The sequence below is a fragment of the Cryobacterium algoritolerans genome, from assembly GCF_004402785.1.
Classification (GTDB): domain Bacteria; phylum Actinomycetota; class Actinomycetes; order Actinomycetales; family Microbacteriaceae; genus Cryobacterium; species Cryobacterium algoritolerans.
In genome coordinates this window covers 35,783-52,642 of sequence record NZ_SOFP01000047.1, presented here as the reverse complement: position 1 = coordinate 52,642, position 16,860 = coordinate 35,783, and the positions used below count along the sequence as shown (strand labels likewise).

Below are 16,860 nucleotides of genomic sequence, written 5' to 3'. Positions count from 1 at the left end.
TAATCTGTAGAAACTCAGGTCGCTCGATCACAGTTAGGTTCCTCATCCCGTATGACCAATCACATTGATCCGCAAGGCATAGGCGCCTCGTGACCGGATACATCTTCAGACGAATCCTCCAGGCGATCCCCGTGTTCATGGGCACGACGTTCCTGATCTACTTCATGGTCTTTGCCATGCCGGGTGACCCGATCGTCGCCCTCTTCGGCGACAAGACCCCAAATCCGGCGGTTGTGGCCCAGCTGCGGGCCCAGTACCACCTGGACCAGCCGTTCATCGTGCAGTACCTGATCTACCTCGGCGGGATCTTCCGCGGGGACTTCGGCCTCTCCTTCTCCGGTGAACCCGTCACGGCGATCCTTGCCCGCACGTTCCCGGTCACCGCCCGGCTCGCCATCCTGGCCCTGCTGTTCGAGACGTTCTTCGGCATCCTCGTCGGCCTCATCTCCGGTCTCCGCAAGGGCAAGCTGTTCGACGCCAGCTCGCTCGCCGTGAGCCTGGTCCTGATCTCCCTGCCGATCTTTGTGATCGCGTTCGTCGGCCAGTACGTCTTCGGCGTCTGGCTTGGCTGGGCGCGCACCACGGTGGGCAGCGGCGCCCCCCTGCAGGACCTGATCCTGCCGGCCCTGGTGCTCGCGAGCGTCAGCTTCGCCCAGATCGTGCGGCTCACCCGCGCATCGGTGATCGAAACCTCCGGACTCGACTTCGTGCGCACCGCGTACAGCAAGGGGCTCAGCAGCCGCAGGGTCATCCCCGTGCACATTCTGCGCAACTCGCTGATCCCGGTGGTCACCTACCTCGCAACGGACTTCGGCGTACTCCTCGTCGGCGCCACGATCACGGAGGGCATCTTCAACGTCCCCGGCGTCGGCAACACCCTGTACCAGGCCATCATCCGTGGCGAGGGACCCACCGTGGTGTCCTTCGTCACCGTGATGGTCCTGATCTACCTCGTCGTCAACATCCTGGTGGACCTGTTCTACGGTCTGCTCGACCCAAGGATTCGCTATGTCAAGTAATTTCACTGGCCCGCCGACCGATGTCACAACCGTCGGCGGACGCTCCGGCACCCACTATGTGGCTCCTCTGGACGAGACGCCGCTGGTCGGCGTCGACGCCGTCAAGGTCGCCGAGAAGCGCAGCAACCTTTGGATCGACGCCTGGCAGGATGTGCGCCGTCGGCCGATGTTCTGGATCTCCGCGGCACTGATCCTCCTCGTCGCCCTCGTGGCGCTGTTCCCCGGGATCTTCACCCAGACGCCGCCGAACAACAACTGCATCCTCGGCAACAGCAACGGCGGGCCCGCCGACGGCCACCCGCTCGGCTTCACCAAGCAGGGTTGCGACATCTACTCGCGGATCGTGCACGGGACGTCGACGTCGCTGTCGGTCGGATTCATCGTGATCGTGCTGACGACGACCCTCGGCATCCTGTTCGGTGCCTTCGCCGGTTTCTACGGCGGCTGGGTGGACGCCGTGCTGTCCCGCCTGGGCGACATCTTCTTCTCTATCCCGTACATCCTCGCCGCGGTCGTCATCATGTCGGTATTGTCTCAGTACCGGAGCGTCTGGAGCATCTCGCTCGCGATCGGTGTCTTCGCCTGGCCGTCGACGGCCAGGGTGCTGCGGTCCGAGATCCTCAGGGTGAAGAACGCGGACTTCGTCATGGCGTCGACCGCCCTGGGCCTGTCCCGGTTCAAGATCCTGCTCAAGCATGTGCTGCCGAACTCGATCGCCCCCGTGATCGTGATCACGACCATCTCCCTGGCCGGCGCCATCGTCGCCGAGGCCAGCCTGTCATTCCTGGGCGTCGGCCTGGGCAGCAACATCATGAGCTGGGGCAACGACATCAACCAGGCTCAGAACGACCTGCGCAGCGCCCCGCAGACCCTGATCCTCCCGTCCATCGCTCTCTCCGTTACCGTGTTCGCTTTCATCTCGCTCGGCGAGGTCGTTCGCGACGCACTCGACCCGAAGGCGAGGGCGCTTCGATGAGCGTGCCACTCTCCACGTCCGCAGCGGTGAAGCCGCTCCTCGAGATCAAGAACCTCCAGGTCGGCTTCCAGACCCAGAACGGTCTCGTCCCCGCCGTCAACGGCATCGACATCACCCTGATGCCGGGCCAGACCCTCGCCATCGTCGGTGAGAGCGGTTCAGGCAAGTCCACGACCGCGCACGCGATCATCAACCTCCTCCCCGGTTCCGGCCGGATCACCGGCGGCGAGGTGCTCTTTGAAGGCCGCGACCTCACCCAGCTCAACGAGAAGCAGCTCGAAGAGGTGCGCGGGCGCATGATCGGGTTCGTGCCCCAGGACCCGATGGCCAACCTGAACCCGGTCTGGAGCATCGGCTTCCAGGTCGAAGAGGCCATCCGGGCCAACGGCATCGCCACCGGCAAGGAGGTTAAACAGCACGCCATCCGGGTGCTCAAGGAGGCCGGGCTGGCGGATGCCGACAAGCGGCTGCGCCAGTTCCCGCACCAGTTCTCCGGCGGCATGCGCCAGCGCGTCCTGATCGGGATGGGTCTCTCCTCCCGGCCCAAGCTGCTGATCGCCGACGAGCCGACCTCCGCCCTCGACGTCACGGTGCAGCGGGTCATCCTCGACCACCTTGCCACGCTGACCCGGGAAATCGGCACCGCCGTGCTCTTCATCACCCACGACCTGGGCCTCGCCGCCGAACGCGCTGAGCAGCTCGTCGTGATGTACAAGGGCAAGGTCGTCGAGTCAGGGCCGTCGCGGGAGATCCTCGAGAATCCGATGCACCCGTACACGCAGCGCCTTGTGGCCGCGGCGCCGAGCCTCGCCTCCCGTCGGATCCAGTCCTCACAAAAGAACCTGACCGACCTCGGCTACAGCGCCCCGCGCGCGGCCGAGGGGCTCGACCTGGTCGAGGCCGCCGCAGCCCGCGCCGGCAAGCAGGCAGCAACCCCGGTCGCCGGTGGACCCGCGATCAAGGTCGACGGCCTGACCAAGGTCTACCGGATTCGCGGTGCGAAGCGGGACGCGCGCGACTTCAAGGCGGTCGACGATGTCTCCTTCACGGTCGAGCGCGGCACCACCATGGCGCTCGTGGGCGAGTCCGGATCGGGCAAGTCCACCGTGGCGAAGCTCCTGCTCCGTCTCGAGGATGCGTCCGAGGGCACGATCACGATCGGTGGAAGGGACACCGCCACGCTCCGTGGTCGCGCCCTCCTGGACCTGCGGCGCACGATGCAGCCGGTCTTCCAGGACCCGTATGGCTCCCTCGACCCGCTGCGCAACATCGGCAACACAATCGCGGAACCGCTGCAGGTGCACCGGGTCGGTGACCGGGCGTCACGCCGGGCCAGGGTGGACGAACTGCTGGACCAGGTTGCGCTGCCCTCCGCTCTTGCAACCCGGTACCCGAACGAGCTGTCCGGCGGTCAGCGCCAGCGCGTCGCGATCGCCAGGGCACTCGCGCTCAAGCCGGAGATCGTCATCCTGGACGAGGCCGTGTCGGCCCTCGACGTGCTGGTGCAGGCCCAGATCCTGCGGTTGCTCGCCGACCTGCAGGCCGAACTCGGGCTGACCTACCTGTTCATCACGCACGACCTCGCGGTCGTCCGCGTCATCGCCGACCATGTCTGCGTCATGCAGCGCGGCAAGATCGTGGAGTCCTCGACCGTCGACAAGGTCTTCGACAACCCGCAGCAGGACTACACCAGGGAACTGCTCAACGCCATCCCCGGTGCGAACCTGAAGCTCGGGGTCTAAGACAACATGCGCTGCGGGAGGCCGGTCGCTCCGGCCTCCGGCTGACGGTCGGGGGCGGACGGATGACGACAGGCTCTTCCGTCGTCACCTTCCGAGCGAACTCGTCCGGCCTGGTCTTCGCCGCGGTCGTGGCAGCCTGCGCCGTGCTGCTCGGCGACGCCGCCGTGCGGCTGCGCTTTGATGTCCTCACTGCTGCCCTGCCAGCGGCCGCCCTCGCGCTCTGGGCGGCGTGGCTGGTGTTCCTTCGGCCCTGCCTGCGGGTGGGCGAGGACGGCCTCACCGTGGTGAACATCCTCCGCACGACCGTGGCGCCCTGGGACCAGGTCGACGAGGTGACCACCCGATTCCAGGTCGTCGTGACCCTGGTTTCCGGCGCGCGGCTGCGCTGCTGGGGTGCGCCGGTCACGGCGCGTTCGGCACGACCGGGCCGAACCGCCGCCCGCTCCCTGGCGCCGGATGGCCGGTTGCACGGCTCGCCGGTGCAGGCCCTCGTCGACTCCCGCCGGACGGCCGGACGGCCGGCCGGACCCCCGGGCGTCGTTCGCCGGCGTTGGGACACCGTGCCGATCGGGGTCGGCATCGCCCTCGCGCTGGTCGTGGCGGCCCAACTCGCGACGGCCGGATCGCGTATTCTCTGACCGGTGGCGGCCTGCCCGCGATTTTTCTGCAGAAAATGCGAGAAATTATTAATTTTCCGAGAATCCTGCGGCATACTGGGTGTCGGGACGCAGTTCCGTCGCTGGGGCATAGGCTCTCGTGTACGCAACGTTGCGTCGGCCCTGCGCCTGTGTTCTTCCCACGAAGAAGATCGAAGGAGAAAATCGTGGTTTCAACCCGTTTGAGGATTGCCTTCCGGTGCATTGCGCGGCATCCGTGCCCTCGGTCGGGACCAGTGGCCTCGTAGGCAGCCGGCATGGCCTTCTACATCTTCAGACGTTTCGTCAACTACTTCATTCTCTCCGCGATCGCGACCTGCCTGGCCTACGTCGTGGCCAGTCTCGCGCTCGACCCGGCTTCCAAGTACTACGGGCGTAACCCGCAGCCGTCGAGGCAGACGATCACGAACATCCTCAACGGCCTGGGCGTGAACCCCGACGTGCCGGTGCTCGAACGGCTGTGGAACTGGATCGTCAACCTCGTCGTGCATGGCTCCCTCGGCAACACCGTCGGCGGGACCTCGGTCGTCGACCAGATCGTCTCCCGGTCCGGAGTGAGCCTGCGGCTGCTCCTGATCGGTTCCGTGATCGGCGCCGTCGTCGGCGTGACCCTGGGCGTCTGGGGTGCCGTGCGCCAGTACAAGTTCAGCGACCAGGTCGTCACCTACGGTTCCTACCTCATCTTCGCCACCCCCACCTTCGTGATCGGCGTGCTCCTGATGATCGGCGCGACCGCTCTGAACGGAGCGGCGGGGATGCAGCTGATCAACTTCACCGGGGAGTATTCGGCCGGGCTCAGCGGCTCGTGGTGGGATCTCACCGCCGATCGTGCGGTGCACCTCCTGCTCCCGACTCTTGCACTCGTGCTGATCGGCGCGGCCGGCTACTCGCGTTACCAGCGCAGCGTGATGCTCGACGTGCTCTCGGCCGACTACATCCGCACTGCGAGGGCCAAGGGGCGCTCCCGGAACCAAGCTCTCGTGCGCCACGGCGTGCGGGTCGCCCTGATCCCGATGTCCACCTTCTTCGCCTACAGCTTCGGCACCCTCGTCTCCGGGTCGATCATGCTGGAGATCGTGTTCTCCTTCCACGGGATGGGCGAGTTCACCCTCAACGCGATCACCCAAAGCGACATCAACGCGGTGGCCGGGTCGACCCTCTTCCTGGCGGTGCTCGTGCTGTTCTCCTCGACCCTGTCCGAGGTCCTCTACGCCGCACTCGACCCGAGGGTGAGGAACTGACATGTCCCTGCTGGAAGAAACGAACACGGCCGGTGGCACCCCCGTCGTCACTCCGGCGCCCGGCCCCGCCGTGCCGGATGTCATCAGCGGGCGCACACCGCTCTCCCGCGGCCGCCTGATCTGGCGCCGCCTCAGCGGGGCGTCACGGTTCTGGGTGGGGGCGATCGCCATCGCGGCCATCCTGCTCTGGGCGATCCTGGGCCCGCTGCTCTACCCCTACAACGCGACCGGCCGGGACCCGCTGAACATGGGCCTCGGGCCGACCCAGCTGCACTGGTTCGGCACCAACAACATCGGCCAGGACCTGTACGCGCAGACCCTGGTCGGGCTGCAGAAGTCGATCGTCATCGGGCTGATCGCCGGCCCGCTCGGCACGCTGATCGCGGCCGTCGTCGGCTCGGTTGCCGGCTACATGGGCGGCGTCGTCGACCGGGTGCTGGTCTGGTGCATCAACCTGCTGCTCGTGCTGCCGTCGTTCATCCTGCTCGTCATCCTCAGCCCGCTGTTCAGGGGGCTGTCCTGGGTGTTCCTGACCATTTTCATCGCCGGGTTCAGCTGGATGATCATGGCCCAGGTGGTCAGGTCCCAGACCAGGTCATTGCGCGACCGCGACTTTGTCAAGGCCGCCCGCTACATGGGGGTGCCGATACCCACCATCCTCGGCCGGCACATCATCCCCAACGTCGCGTCCCTGCTGATCATCGACGCGACCCTCGGGGTGGTGGCCTCGATCCTCGCCGAGACCGGCCTCAGCTACTTCGGCTTCGGCATCCGCGCACCGGATGTCTCCCTCGGCACCCTGCTGGCCGAGGGCACCAGTGCCGCCGTCACCCGGCCGTGGCTGTTCGTGTTCCCGGCCGGGGTGCTCATCCTCACCCTCTTCGCCGTCAGCCTCATCGGAGACGCCCTGCGCGACGCCGTCGACCCGACCTCGGGAGTCAACCGTGACTAATCTTGTGAGCGTCCCGGACCCGTCCGCGCCGACCCGCGCCGGGGACCCGCTGCTGGAGGTCACCGACCTGTCGGTCACCTTCCCCCAGCGCGGCGGACCCGACGTGAACGCGGTGCGCGGCATCAGCTACCGGGTGCACAAGGGCGAGTTCCTCGGCATCGTCGGCGAGTCCGGCTCCGGCAAGTCGGTGTCGTCGCTGGCGCTGATGGGCCTGCTGCCGAGCTCCGCCCGGGTCACCGGCAGCATCCGTTTCGGCGGCCGCTCGCTGCTCGACCTGAACGACCGTCAGCTCTCCGGCATCCGCGGCCGGGAGATCTCGATGATTTTCCAGGACCCGCTCTCTGCCCTCACCCCGGTCTATACGGTCGGCGACCAGATCGCGGAGGCACTGCTGCTGCACGACTTCGCGCTGGGCAAACGGGCGGCGCAGGCCAGGGCGGTCGAACTGCTCAAGGTCGTCGGCATCCCCGCGCCGGAACGCCGGGCGAAGGCCTTCCCGCACGAGTTCTCCGGCGGGATGCGACAGCGCGCCATGATCGCCATGGCGATCGCCAACGATCCGCAACTGATCATCGCCGACGAGCCGACGACCGCGCTCGACGTGACGATCCAGGCGCAGATCCTCGAGGTGCTCGAAAAGGCCAAGGACCTGACCGGTGCGGCCGTGGTTCTGATCACCCACGACCTCGGCGTCGTCGCCGGTCACGCCGACCGGATCGCCGTGATGTACGCGGGCAAGCTGGTGGAGAACGGCACCACCACCGAGGTCTTCGCGGAGCCGCACATGCCGTACACGATCGGCCTGCTCCGTTCGGTCCCGAATATGCAGAGCGCCGGGACCGAACGGCTGGTGCCGCTCGAGGGCCGGCCGCCGTCGCTGACCGCGCTGCCCCGCGGCTGCCCCTTCGCCGCCCGCTGCCCGATCGCGATCGATGTCTGCCGGGAGACCGAACCGGGGCTGCTCGTCCACGGGGTGGCCGTCCCGAACGAGCTGGCGCTGCAGTTGCCCGGCCCGGCCCGGGTGGACCCGGCGCTCGCCGGTCCGACGCTGGCAGACCTGCTCGAGGTCGAACACGTGGCCGCCTGCCACCGCTCGGACGAGATCGCGAGCGGACTGCTCACCCGCGCCGACGTCTTCCCCCGGCCGGCCCCGCTCGCCGTGCGGCACAGCGAGGCCCTCGCCGCGGCCGAGCCCGTGCTCAGCGTCACCGGCCTCGTGCGTCACTTCCCGCTCACCAAGGGCGGGGTGTTCTCCCGCCAGATCGGCACGGTCCGCGCCGTCGACGGGGTCTCCTTCTCGATCCAGGCCGGGCAGACGCTCGGGCTGGTCGGCGAATCCGGCTGCGGCAAGTCCACGACCATCCTCGAGATCCTGGAAATGACCAGGCCCCAGGCCGGCCGGATCCTGATCGACGGCAAGGACGTGGCCGGCCTCGGCCGGGCGGAGTTGCTCCGGCTGCGCAAAGACGTGCAGATCGTCTTCCAGGACCCGATGGCGGCCCTCGACCCGCGGTTGCCGATCGGCGACATCATCGGCGAGCCGCTGACCGTGCACGGGGTGAAGCCGGATGCGCGGCGCGGCCGCGTCGCCGAGCTGCTGGACCTGGTCGGACTTGACCCGCAGATGGCCGACCGTTACCCGCACGAGTTCTCCGGCGGCCAACGACAGCGGATCGGGATCGCCCGCGCCCTGGCCACCAATCCGAGGCTCGTCGTGCTCGACGAACCCGTCTCGGCCCTGGATGTGTCGATCCAGGCCGGGGTGATCAACCTGCTCGAGGACCTCAAGGAGAAACTCAACCTCTCCTACCTGTTCGTGGCGCACGACCTCGCGATCGTGCGCCAGATCGCCGACACGGTCGCCGTCATGTACCTCGGCAGAATCGTCGAGTACGGGCCGGTGGCCGAGGTCTTCGCCCGCCCGCGGCATCCGTACACCCAGGCCCTGATCTCCGCGGCGCCCATCCCCGACCCGGTGATCGAGCGCAGTCGCAAGCGGGTACTGCTCGAGGGCGACCTGCCGAGCCCAACCGAGCAGATCGACGGCTGCAACTTCCGCAGCCGCTGCCCGCTCTACACCCTGCTCGCCGACTCGGACCAGGCGCTCTGCGCAACCGTGGACCCGGTGCTCCGGGCGCACGGTCAGGTGGAGACCGCCTGCCATCACGTGGAGCGGAACGACCTGGCCATCTCGGCCTCCCTCGCCGGTCGCGAGGACGAGCTCGCTCCGTGAGCCCTCGGCCCCACCAGACTCATCTTCCGCACCAGGAAAAGTACCCACCAAGAGAAGGAGAATCACAATGAGACGGAAAACTACTGTTTTCGCAACAGTGGCCGTTCTGAGTGCGTCTGCCCTGTTCCTCACGGCATGCGCTCCCGGAAACACAGCCCAGGACAGCCCCGCAAAATCGAGCAGCAAGGCCCTCCCTTCCACAGCCTGGGAGAGCGCCGCGGCCGCCGATGTGCAGGACGGTGGAACCCTCAACCTCGCTATCAACGCGATGCCCTCCAACTGGAACACCTACGAGGTCGACGGCAACGAGGTCGACACGGTCAACACCGTGGCCCTCACCACGGGAGGCCCGATCCGGATCAAGGAGGACGGCACCACCGCCGTCGACCCGAACTACGCCACCAGTGTCGAGGTCACAAGCACCGACCCGCAGGTCGTCGAGATCAAGCTCAACCCCAAGGCAGTCTGGGAAGACGGCACCCCGATCACCTACAGGGACTACGAAGCCACCTGGAAGGCGATGAACGGCACCAACGAGGCCTACTCGCCCGCGTCGACGGCCATCTTCGACCAGATCAAGTCGATCGAGTCCGCCGGCAGCGACTTCGACATGAAGGTCACCTTCAGCGAGGTCAACGCCGACTGGGCGTCGATCTTCGTCGGCAGCCAGGGTGTGCTGCCCGCCGCCGTGGCCTCCGACCCCGGGGTCTTCAACACGGGTTATGTGTCGAAGGCGCTGCCCTCCTCCGGCCCGTTCACCATCTCCAACATCGACACCACCGGCCAGGTCGTCACCCTGACCCGCAACCCGAAGTGGTGGGGTGAGACCCCCAAGCTCGAGACGGTCATCGTCAAGGTCGTCAGCGGCGCGTCGCAGGGAACCGCATTCGGCAACTCCGAGACGGATGTGCTCTCCATCTCCTCGAACGCCGACGCGTACCAGACGGCGAAGAAACGGGCGGATGCCAAGATCCAGGCATCCGGTGGCCTCACCTGGACGCACGTGACCATGAACGGCGCGAAGGGGCCGCTCGCCGACGTCAAGCTGCGGCGCGCCATCGGCCACGCGATCAACCGCCAGCTGATCTCGGAGTCGGCCAACACCCCGGTCGGCGTCGACGCCACCACCCAGGGTTCCTACATCTTCATGCCGGGTCAGAAGGGCTACGTCGACAACGTGGGCGACGCGATCGGCTTCAACGTCGAGACCGCCAAGAAACTCCTCGATGAGGCAGGCTACAAGGCCGGCAGCAACGGGTTGCGGGAGAAGGACGGCAAGGCGCTCAAGCTCTCGATCACCGTTCCGGCCGAGACGCCCACAAACAAGCAGCGCGCCGTGCAGGTGCAGGCGGACCTCAAGGAGGTCGGCGTCACCGTCGAGCTCAACGAGGTCCCGTCGGCGAAGTACTTCTCCGACTACATCATCCCGGGCGACTTCGAGATGACCAGCTTCTCCTGGCAGGGCACCGCCTTCCCGATCTCCTCGAGCGAGGCGCTGTTCTCGCCAGTGAAGAGCGAGTCCAACTTCACCGGGATCACCGACAAGAAGCTGGCCGCGCTCTACAAGGAGGCGAACAAGGAACTCGACGCCGACAAGCGCCTGGTGATCGCCGACAAGATCGACAAGGTGCTCGCCGCCTACGTTCCGATCATCCCGCTCGCACCGCTGCCCAATGTGTACGCGGTGAAGAAGGGGCTCGTCAACTACGGGGCGGCCCAGTTCCAGTCCGTCGACTGGACCGTCGTCGGCTGGAAGAAGTAGGCACCGAAGCACCAAAGCATGACGGCGGGGCGGGGACTTCGGTTTCCGCCCCGCTCGTGCGTTGACGGCCGGAACCGGCGCTTTCAGGTGCCGGGCAGGGAGAGTGCGGTAGGATTGTCCGTTGGGTCGGACTTTGCCCACACACATCCATTCTTCGTCGCACGCGGTACTCTGCGACATCATTCTTCGTAAGGATTTACTTCATGGCGATTGCCACGCGCAATAACCTCCGAAATGTCGCAATCGTCGCCCACGTCGACCACGGCAAGACCACGCTGGTAGACGCGATGCTCCAGCAGACCAACTCGTTCGCCGACCACTCTCATGTGGAAGAGCGTGCCATGGACTCCAACGAGCTCGAGCGCGAAAAGGGCATCACGATCCTTGCCAAGAACACGGCGGTCTCGTACAAGGGCATCCACGCCACCGACGGTCCGATCACGATCAACGTGATCGACACCCCCGGCCACGCCGACTTCGGTGGCGAGGTCGAGCGCGGCCTGTCCATGGTCGACGGTGTCGTGCTGCTCGTCGACGCCAGTGAGGGCCCGCTGCCGCAGACCCGCTTCGTGCTCCGCAAGGCACTTGAGGCCCACCTGCCGGTCATCCTGCTGGTCAACAAGACCGACCGCCCGGACGCTCGTATCGTCGAGGTCGTCGAGGAAAGCCAGGATCTCCTGATCGGCCTGGCCAGCGACATGGCCGACGACTACCCCGACCTCGACCTCGACGCGATCCTCGACGTTCCCGTCGTCTACGCGTCCGGCCGTAACGGCGCCGCGAGCCGCAACCAGCCCGAGAACGGCCAGCTGCCCGACAACGACGACCTCGAGCCGCTCTTCGAAGCGATCCTCGAACACATCCCGGCCCCGGTCTACGACGACGAGCACCCGCTGCAGGCGCACGTGACCAACCTGGACGCCTCGCCGTTCCTCGGCCGCCTCGCCCTGCTCCGCATCTTCCACGGCACCATCCGCAAGGGCCAGACCGTGGCCTGGATCAAGTACGACGGTTCCGTGCACAACGTGCGCGTCACCGAGTTGCTGATCACCAAGGCGCTCGACCGCTACCCGACCGAGAGCGCCGGCCCCGGCGACATCGTCGCCGTCGCCGGTTTCGAAGACATCACCATCGGTGAAACCCTCGCCGACCCCGACGACCCCCGCGCGTTGCCGACCATCACGGTCGACGAGCCCGCCATCTCGATGACGATCGGCACCAACACCTCGCCCATCATGGGCAAGGTCAAGGGCCACAAGCTCACGGCCCGCATGGTCAAGGACCGCCTGGACCGCGAGCTCATCGGTAACGTCTCGCTCAAGGTGGTCGACATCGGACGCCCCGACGCCTGGGAGGTCCAGGGCCGTGGTGAACTTGCGCTCGCCATCCTGGTCGAGCAGATGCGTCGTGAGGGCTTCGAGCTCACCGTCGGCAAGCCGCAGGTTGTCGTGCGCCGCGTCGACGGCAAGATCCACGAGCCGTACGAGCACCTCACCATCGACTCGCCCGAGGAATACCTCGGCGCGATCACCCAGCTGCTGGCCGCTCGCAAGGGCCGCATGGAGAACATGGCGAACCACGGCACTGGCTGGGTCCGGATGGAATTCATCGTTCCGTCCCGAGGACTGATCGGCTTCCGTACCCAGTTCCTCACCGACACCCGCGGCACCGGTATCGCCAACGCGATCTTCCATGGTTACGAGGCCTGGGCCGGCAACATCGTCACCCGTAACAACGGTTCGATCGTCGCCGACCGTTCCGGCGTGGTCACCCCGTTCGCGATCATCGCCCTGCAGGAGCGGATGTCGTTCTTCGTCAACCCGACCGAAGAGGTCTACGAAGGAATGGTCATCGGCGAGAACTCGCGCGCCGACGACATGGACGTCAACATCACCAAGGAGAAGAAACTGACCAATATGCGTCAGTCCACCTCCGACACCTTCGAGTCGATGACCCCGTCCAAGCAGATGACGCTTGAGGAATGCCTCGAATTCGCCCGCGAAGACGAGTGCGTCGAGGTCACCCCGGCCATGGTGCGCATCCGCAAGGTCGAGCTCGCGGCATCCGCCCGCCAGCGCCAGACCTCGCGCCTGAAGAAGCAGGACGCCAACTAACCTTCGCCTTCTGCGTGTCGCCGCCGGTGGCGTCGCCCTGGATTCGTCCGGGGCGGCGCCACCGGCGTCTTGCGCCGTGGCCGGGTAGGGCGGCCCGGGGGTAACTGACGTACCATCGCAGCATGAGCACTGCACTGAAACCGATCACCTCCCGTCTCCGGATTGCCGCGGCGGTGGCCGCCGCCCTGCTCACCGGCCCACTGCTGGCCGGATGCTCGGCCGACGCCGTCGGCGGCGCCGTCAACGGCGCGGTGCAGGGGGCGACAGGCGGGGACGTGAGCCTTGCCGGGCAGCTGCCGTCCGGCTGGCCGGCCGAGGTGCCGGTTGTCGACGGGAAACTGCTCTTCGGTGCCACGAAGACCGAGAACGGAAAGCGAACCTGGGTGGTCACGGTCAAGTCCGCCGCCGCCGATCCGCTGGCCGAGGTGAAGACGACGTTGACGGATGCTGGGTTTGTGCTCGACGAGTCGCCGTCGGCATCCGTCGGCACCGCCGGCGTGGTGGCAATGAAGAACGTGAACTTCGCCGTCGTCGTCGTCGGCAACACCGACGGCCTGCTCTACACGGTCACCCCGGTCGCCTAACCCACCCCCCACCCCCGCCCCCGCGAGCCCGTCAGGGTCTCGCGAGAGTGCACTTTTCTCCCCCTCACCGGTCGTGAAGGGGCGAAAAGTGCACTCTCGCGGCAGGGGAGGGGGGTGTCGGGGAGAAGTTGAGGGTGCCCTTCAGCAGGGTGCCGTACCAGCTGTCCGGCGGGATCGCCGCGCTGACGTCGAAGGCGAGGCTGGTCTGCCCGGGCAGAACCCCGGCCTCCTGCAGGTCGTGCACACCGTTGGAGAGCACCCCGGCGGCCACGACGATCAGGATGCCGCCGGTCCAGGTGAAGAACTTCGCCAGGTTGATCCTCAGCATGCCGGTGTAGACCAGCCAGCCCAGGCCGATCGTGGTCAGGATGCCGAGGGCGGCGCCGATCAGGGGCAGGGTGGTCGCCCCGGTGGCCTGCACGGCCGCCCAGAGGAACAGGGCGGTTTCGATGCCCTCCCGGCCGACGGCGACGACCACGACCACGACCACGACCAGGCCCAGGCCGGTGCCGAGCAGGGAACGGTCGATGCTGCCGCGGAGGTGGCCGGACAGGTCGCGGGCCGTGCGCAGCATCCAGAAGACCATCCAGGTGACCAGGCCGGTTGCGGCAATCGACAGCACGCCGCCGATGGTCTCCTGCGCGGCGAACGAGAGCCCATAGGTTCCGAAGGTGAGGGCAGCGCCGATCACCAGGGCCAGGAGCACCGCGAGGCCGACACCGAGCCAGATCCGGCGCAGCACATCACGCCGGTCGATCTTGACGACGTAGGCCACGAGGATGGTCACGATGAGTGCGGCTTCGAGGCCTTCGCGCAGGCCGATCAGGTAGTTTGCGAGCACGGGACTTCCTGGTCGGGGTCGAGGAGTAGCGAGCGAGAAATGGTAAGGCTTACCTAACTAGGGTTACTCTGACTTCACCGGGACCGCCCTGTCCAGCTACTGTTCTTCAATGGGTGTCTGCCCGTCACCTACCAAGTGGAGCCCAGCCATGGTCATGTCCGGCAGCGGAGAGAGCGTCGTCTTCGTGCACGACCGGCCCGGTGATGAGGCGCTGCTCACCGGCGGCACGATCGCCCGGCTCCGCGCCGACGGCGCCGACGTCGTGGTGCTGTTCGGGGCCAGGACGCACGGGGACACCGGCGACGACACCGCCGATAGCGTCGACGTGCGCGCCGCCATGAGCGGGCTGGGTGTGAGCGACTGGCGGATGCTGCCCGCCCCCGTTGCGGGCGCGGCCGCCGGCGTGGCCGCCGACGCCGCCACCGACCGTCACGCCCTGGCCGCCCAGGTGGCCGATGTGCTGCTCGAGGTGGGCGCCACCGCGCTCGTGCTCGGTACCGACGACTCCCGGCTGCAGACCGCGGCGACCGTCGCCGCCCACGCGGCGGGCATCCCTGTCTTCCAGAGCAAGCGCGTCTCGGGGGCGATCGGCCAGCGCCTGATCGCGATCGACGTGAGCGACCAGGTGGAACGGAAGCTCGCCGCCGTCGCCGCCTACTCCGGACGCTGGAGCGTGGCCGACCACACCGTTGTCCCGGCGATGCCGCCCGGCGGCATCCCTACCGGCACGGTCGTGGGTGGAACGGAGACCTTCGTCCGCCTTCCTCCGCCCCCGGCGCAGCACGCCGCGGAGGTCCCTCCCGTCCCGGGCGGCCGGGCGCTGGCCGGCCTCCTGGCCTTCATGGTGGGGGCGGCATTCGGCGTCCTCGGCACGATCGCGCACCAGGCGACGATCGTGCTCGGCCCCGTCACCATCCCGATCGGCCTGGTCCTCGCGCTGGCCGGAGTGACCGCCCTCCTGGCCGGCCTGCGCCTGGTCGTGGGGGACCGGCTGGTGGTGCTGCTCGCCGCGATCGGCCTGCTCGGCACGATCTTCCTGCTGTCGCTGCGCAGCGAGGGCGGCTCCGTGCTCGTGCCGGAGGGGCTGCCCGGCACGCTCTGGACGGTCGGGCCGACCCTGGTCGCCACAATCGTGCTCGCCTGGCCGCGAATTCCGGGCCGCCGCGGGACCACATAGGATTATAGTTCAGCTCGTGAAGGGAGCTCGTCACCCGTGACCTACGTCATAGCCCTACCGTGCGTCGACGTGAAGGACCGCGCCTGCGTGGACGAATGCCCCGTCGACTGCATCTATGAGGGCGACCGCTCGCTCTACATCCACCCCGACGAATGCGTCGACTGCGGCGCCTGCGAACCGGTCTGCCCGGTCGAAGCGATCTACTACGAAGACGACGTCCCCGAGCAGTGGGCCGAGTACTACAAGGCGAACGTCGAATTCTTCGACGATGTCGGATCTCCCGGCGGAGCGGCCAAGGTCGGCGTGATCCACAAGGACCACCCGATCATCGCCGTCCTTCCCCCGCAGGTTTAGCCCGCCCGTGCTGAGGCCGCTGCCCGACTACCCATGGGACCAGATGGTCCCCTTCACCCAGCGTGCCCGAGCCCACCCGGACGGCATCGTCGACCTGTCGATCGGTTCGCCGGTCGACCCGACGCCAGCGGTCATCCGGCAGGCCCTGGCCGACGCCACCGACGCGCACGCCTACCCGCAGACTGCGGGCACCCCGCAGCTTCAGCGGGCGATCATCGACTGGTATGCCCGCCGCCGCGGCGTGTCCGGCCTCACCGAGGCCAACGTGCTGCCCACCATCGGGTCGAAGGAACTGGTGGCGCTGCTCCCGTTCATGCTCGGCCTCGGCGAGGGTGACACCGTCGTGCACCCGGTCGCCGCCTACCCGACCTACGCGATCGGCGCGGCAATGGCCGGGGCGGAGGCCGTGGCCTCCGACGACCCGGCCGACTGGCCGGCCACGACGAAGCTGGTCTGGCTGAACAGCCCCGGCAACCCCGACGGGCGTGTGCTCACGGTCGCCGAACTGCGCCTCGCGGTCGACCGGGCGAGGACGCTCGGCGCGGTGATCGTCTCGGACGAGTGCTACGCCGAACTGGGCTGGGCCGGTCAGTGGGCGAGTGAGCCGATCCCCAGCATCCTCGACCCCCGCGTGATCGGCACCGATCGACGCGACATCCTCGCCATCTACTCCCTGAGCAAGCAATCGAATATGGCCGGCTACCGGGGTGCGTTCGCCGCCGGCTGCGCCACGGTGCTGGGCCGGCTGCTCACCGTGCGCAAGCATGCGGGCCTGATGCTGCCTGCTCCGCTCCAGGCCGCCATGGTCGCCGCCCTCCGCGACGACGCCCACGTGGCCGAGCAGAAGGAGCGGTACCGGGCCAGGCGGCGGCTGCTGCTGCCCGCGCTCGAGGCGGCCGGCTTCCGGATCAGCCGCAGTGAGGCCGGGCTGTACCTCTGGGCGACCGAGGGGCGCGGCGCCTGGGATTCGATCGGGCGACTTGCCGACCTCGGCATCCTGGCCGGCCCCGGCCCGTTCTACGGCGCCGGTTCCGCGGAGCAGGTGCGCTTCAGCCTCACCGCCACCGACGAGCGGATCGCCGCCGCCTCAGGGCGGCTCCGGGGTGCCTGACCGGCGCGAGGTACGGGCGTCGCGGCCCGACCGACCGCCGATCGGGACTTGTGGACGATCACCAACGAAACCCGGGCATTCCTATCGGATGCAACAGT

Annotated in this window: 14 protein-coding genes; 13 read left to right on the top strand and 1 reads right to left on the bottom strand. The window is 67.7% G+C overall.

What is annotated here, in order from left to right; translation table 11 throughout:
- The first annotated feature begins 89 nt into the window (after positions 1–89).
- From E3O19_RS10190 to E3O19_RS10145, 10 genes are all read left to right on the top strand, one after another.
- Entirely contained in the window at positions 90–1,019 is a 930-nt protein-coding gene (locus tag E3O19_RS10190; protein WP_134567271.1) for an ABC transporter permease, read from the top strand.
- Positions 1,009–1,995, top strand: coding sequence for an ABC transporter permease (locus E3O19_RS10185; protein ID WP_134567269.1), 987 nt, complete (start codon positions 1,009–1,011; stop codon positions 1,993–1,995). The genes E3O19_RS10190 and E3O19_RS10185 overlap by 11 nt, the downstream gene beginning before the upstream one ends.
- Positions 1,992–3,737 carry a dipeptide ABC transporter ATP-binding protein gene (locus tag E3O19_RS10180; protein ID WP_134567267.1) on the top strand — a complete coding sequence of 582 codons (1,746 nt, stop codon included), beginning with the start codon at positions 1,992–1,994 and terminating at the stop codon, positions 3,735–3,737. Before E3O19_RS10185 ends, E3O19_RS10180 begins: the two co-directional genes overlap by 4 nt.
- A gap of 62 nt (positions 3,738–3,799) precedes the next feature.
- Positions 3,800–4,375 (top strand): PH domain-containing protein, encoded by a 576-nt coding sequence (locus E3O19_RS10175; RefSeq protein WP_134567265.1) that lies wholly within the window; start codon positions 3,800–3,802, stop codon positions 4,373–4,375.
- 275 nt (positions 4,376–4,650) lie between these two features.
- Positions 4,651–5,634: an ABC transporter permease gene (locus tag E3O19_RS10170; RefSeq protein WP_134567263.1), complete on the top strand. Its 984-nt coding sequence runs from the start codon at positions 4,651–4,653 to the stop codon at positions 5,632–5,634.
- 1 nt (position 5,635) lies between these two features.
- Positions 5,636–6,586 (top strand): ABC transporter permease, encoded by a 951-nt coding sequence (locus E3O19_RS10165; protein ID WP_134567261.1) that lies wholly within the window; start codon positions 5,636–5,638, stop codon positions 6,584–6,586.
- Positions 6,579–8,819 (top strand): ABC transporter ATP-binding protein, encoded by a 2,241-nt coding sequence (locus tag E3O19_RS10160; protein WP_166804533.1) that lies wholly within the window; start codon positions 6,579–6,581, stop codon positions 8,817–8,819. Before E3O19_RS10165 ends, E3O19_RS10160 begins: the two co-directional genes overlap by 8 nt.
- A gap of 67 nt (positions 8,820–8,886) precedes the next feature.
- Positions 8,887–10,581 carry an ABC transporter family substrate-binding protein gene (locus E3O19_RS10155; RefSeq protein WP_194087917.1) on the top strand — a complete coding sequence of 565 codons (1,695 nt, stop codon included), beginning with the start codon at positions 8,887–8,889 and terminating at the stop codon, positions 10,579–10,581.
- Positions 10,582–10,784: 203 nt separating this feature from the next.
- Positions 10,785–12,695: a translational GTPase TypA gene (typA, locus tag E3O19_RS10150; protein ID WP_134510611.1), complete on the top strand. Its 1,911-nt coding sequence runs from the start codon at positions 10,785–10,787 to the stop codon at positions 12,693–12,695.
- 122 nt (positions 12,696–12,817) lie between these two features.
- Complete coding sequence (locus E3O19_RS10145; RefSeq protein ID WP_134567257.1) at positions 12,818–13,279, top strand: hypothetical protein; 462 nt, start codon at positions 12,818–12,820, stop codon at positions 13,277–13,279.
- Positions 13,280–13,343: 64 nt separating this feature from the next.
- Here E3O19_RS10145 and efeU read toward each other — a convergent pair whose 3' ends face one another.
- A complete protein-coding gene (gene efeU, locus E3O19_RS10140) occupies positions 13,344–14,120 on the bottom strand; it encodes an iron uptake transporter permease EfeU (protein WP_134567255.1) in 777 nt (258 codons plus the stop codon).
- Between the two features lie 148 nt (positions 14,121–14,268).
- On the opposite strand from efeU, the gene E3O19_RS10135 reads away from it, so the two are divergent.
- From E3O19_RS10135 to dapC, 3 genes are read left to right on the top strand one after another with little or no spacing between them, the layout of a single operon-like run.
- Entirely contained in the window at positions 14,269–15,297 is a 1,029-nt protein-coding gene (locus E3O19_RS10135) for a hypothetical protein (RefSeq protein WP_134567253.1), read from the top strand.
- Between the two features lie 36 nt (positions 15,298–15,333).
- Entirely contained in the window at positions 15,334–15,651 is a 318-nt protein-coding gene (fdxA, locus tag E3O19_RS10130) for a ferredoxin (RefSeq protein WP_134510615.1), read from the top strand.
- A 7-nt stretch (positions 15,652–15,658) separates the two neighbouring features.
- Positions 15,659–16,762 (top strand): succinyldiaminopimelate transaminase, encoded by a 1,104-nt coding sequence (dapC, locus tag E3O19_RS10125; RefSeq protein WP_277613025.1) that lies wholly within the window; start codon positions 15,659–15,661, stop codon positions 16,760–16,762.
- Positions 16,763–16,860: the final 98 nt, after the last annotated feature.

What these genes read in the sequence shown, in the direction of transcription:
- typA (WP_134510611.1), top strand. Translation starts at nt 10,785, where the DNA reads ATGGCGATTGCCACGCGCAATAACCTCCGAAATGTCGCAATCGTCGCC.
- E3O19_RS10135 (WP_134567253.1), top strand. Translation starts at nt 14,269, where the DNA reads ATGGTCATGTCCGGCAGCGGAGAGAGCGTCGTCTTCGTGCACGACCGG.
- E3O19_RS10165 (WP_134567261.1), top strand. Translation starts at nt 5,636, where the DNA reads ATGTCCCTGCTGGAAGAAACGAACACGGCCGGTGGCACCCCCGTCGTC.
- E3O19_RS10180 (WP_134567267.1), top strand. Translation starts at nt 1,992, where the DNA reads ATGAGCGTGCCACTCTCCACGTCCGCAGCGGTGAAGCCGCTCCTCGAG.
- E3O19_RS10170 (WP_134567263.1), top strand. Translation starts at nt 4,651, where the DNA reads ATGGCCTTCTACATCTTCAGACGTTTCGTCAACTACTTCATTCTCTCC.
- E3O19_RS10145 (WP_134567257.1), top strand. Translation starts at nt 12,818, where the DNA reads ATGAGCACTGCACTGAAACCGATCACCTCCCGTCTCCGGATTGCCGCG.
- E3O19_RS10175 (WP_134567265.1), top strand. Translation starts at nt 3,800, where the DNA reads ATGACGACAGGCTCTTCCGTCGTCACCTTCCGAGCGAACTCGTCCGGC.
- E3O19_RS10155 (WP_194087917.1), top strand. Translation starts at nt 8,887, where the DNA reads ATGAGACGGAAAACTACTGTTTTCGCAACAGTGGCCGTTCTGAGTGCG.
- E3O19_RS10185 (WP_134567269.1), top strand. Translation starts at nt 1,009, where the DNA reads ATGTCAAGTAATTTCACTGGCCCGCCGACCGATGTCACAACCGTCGGC.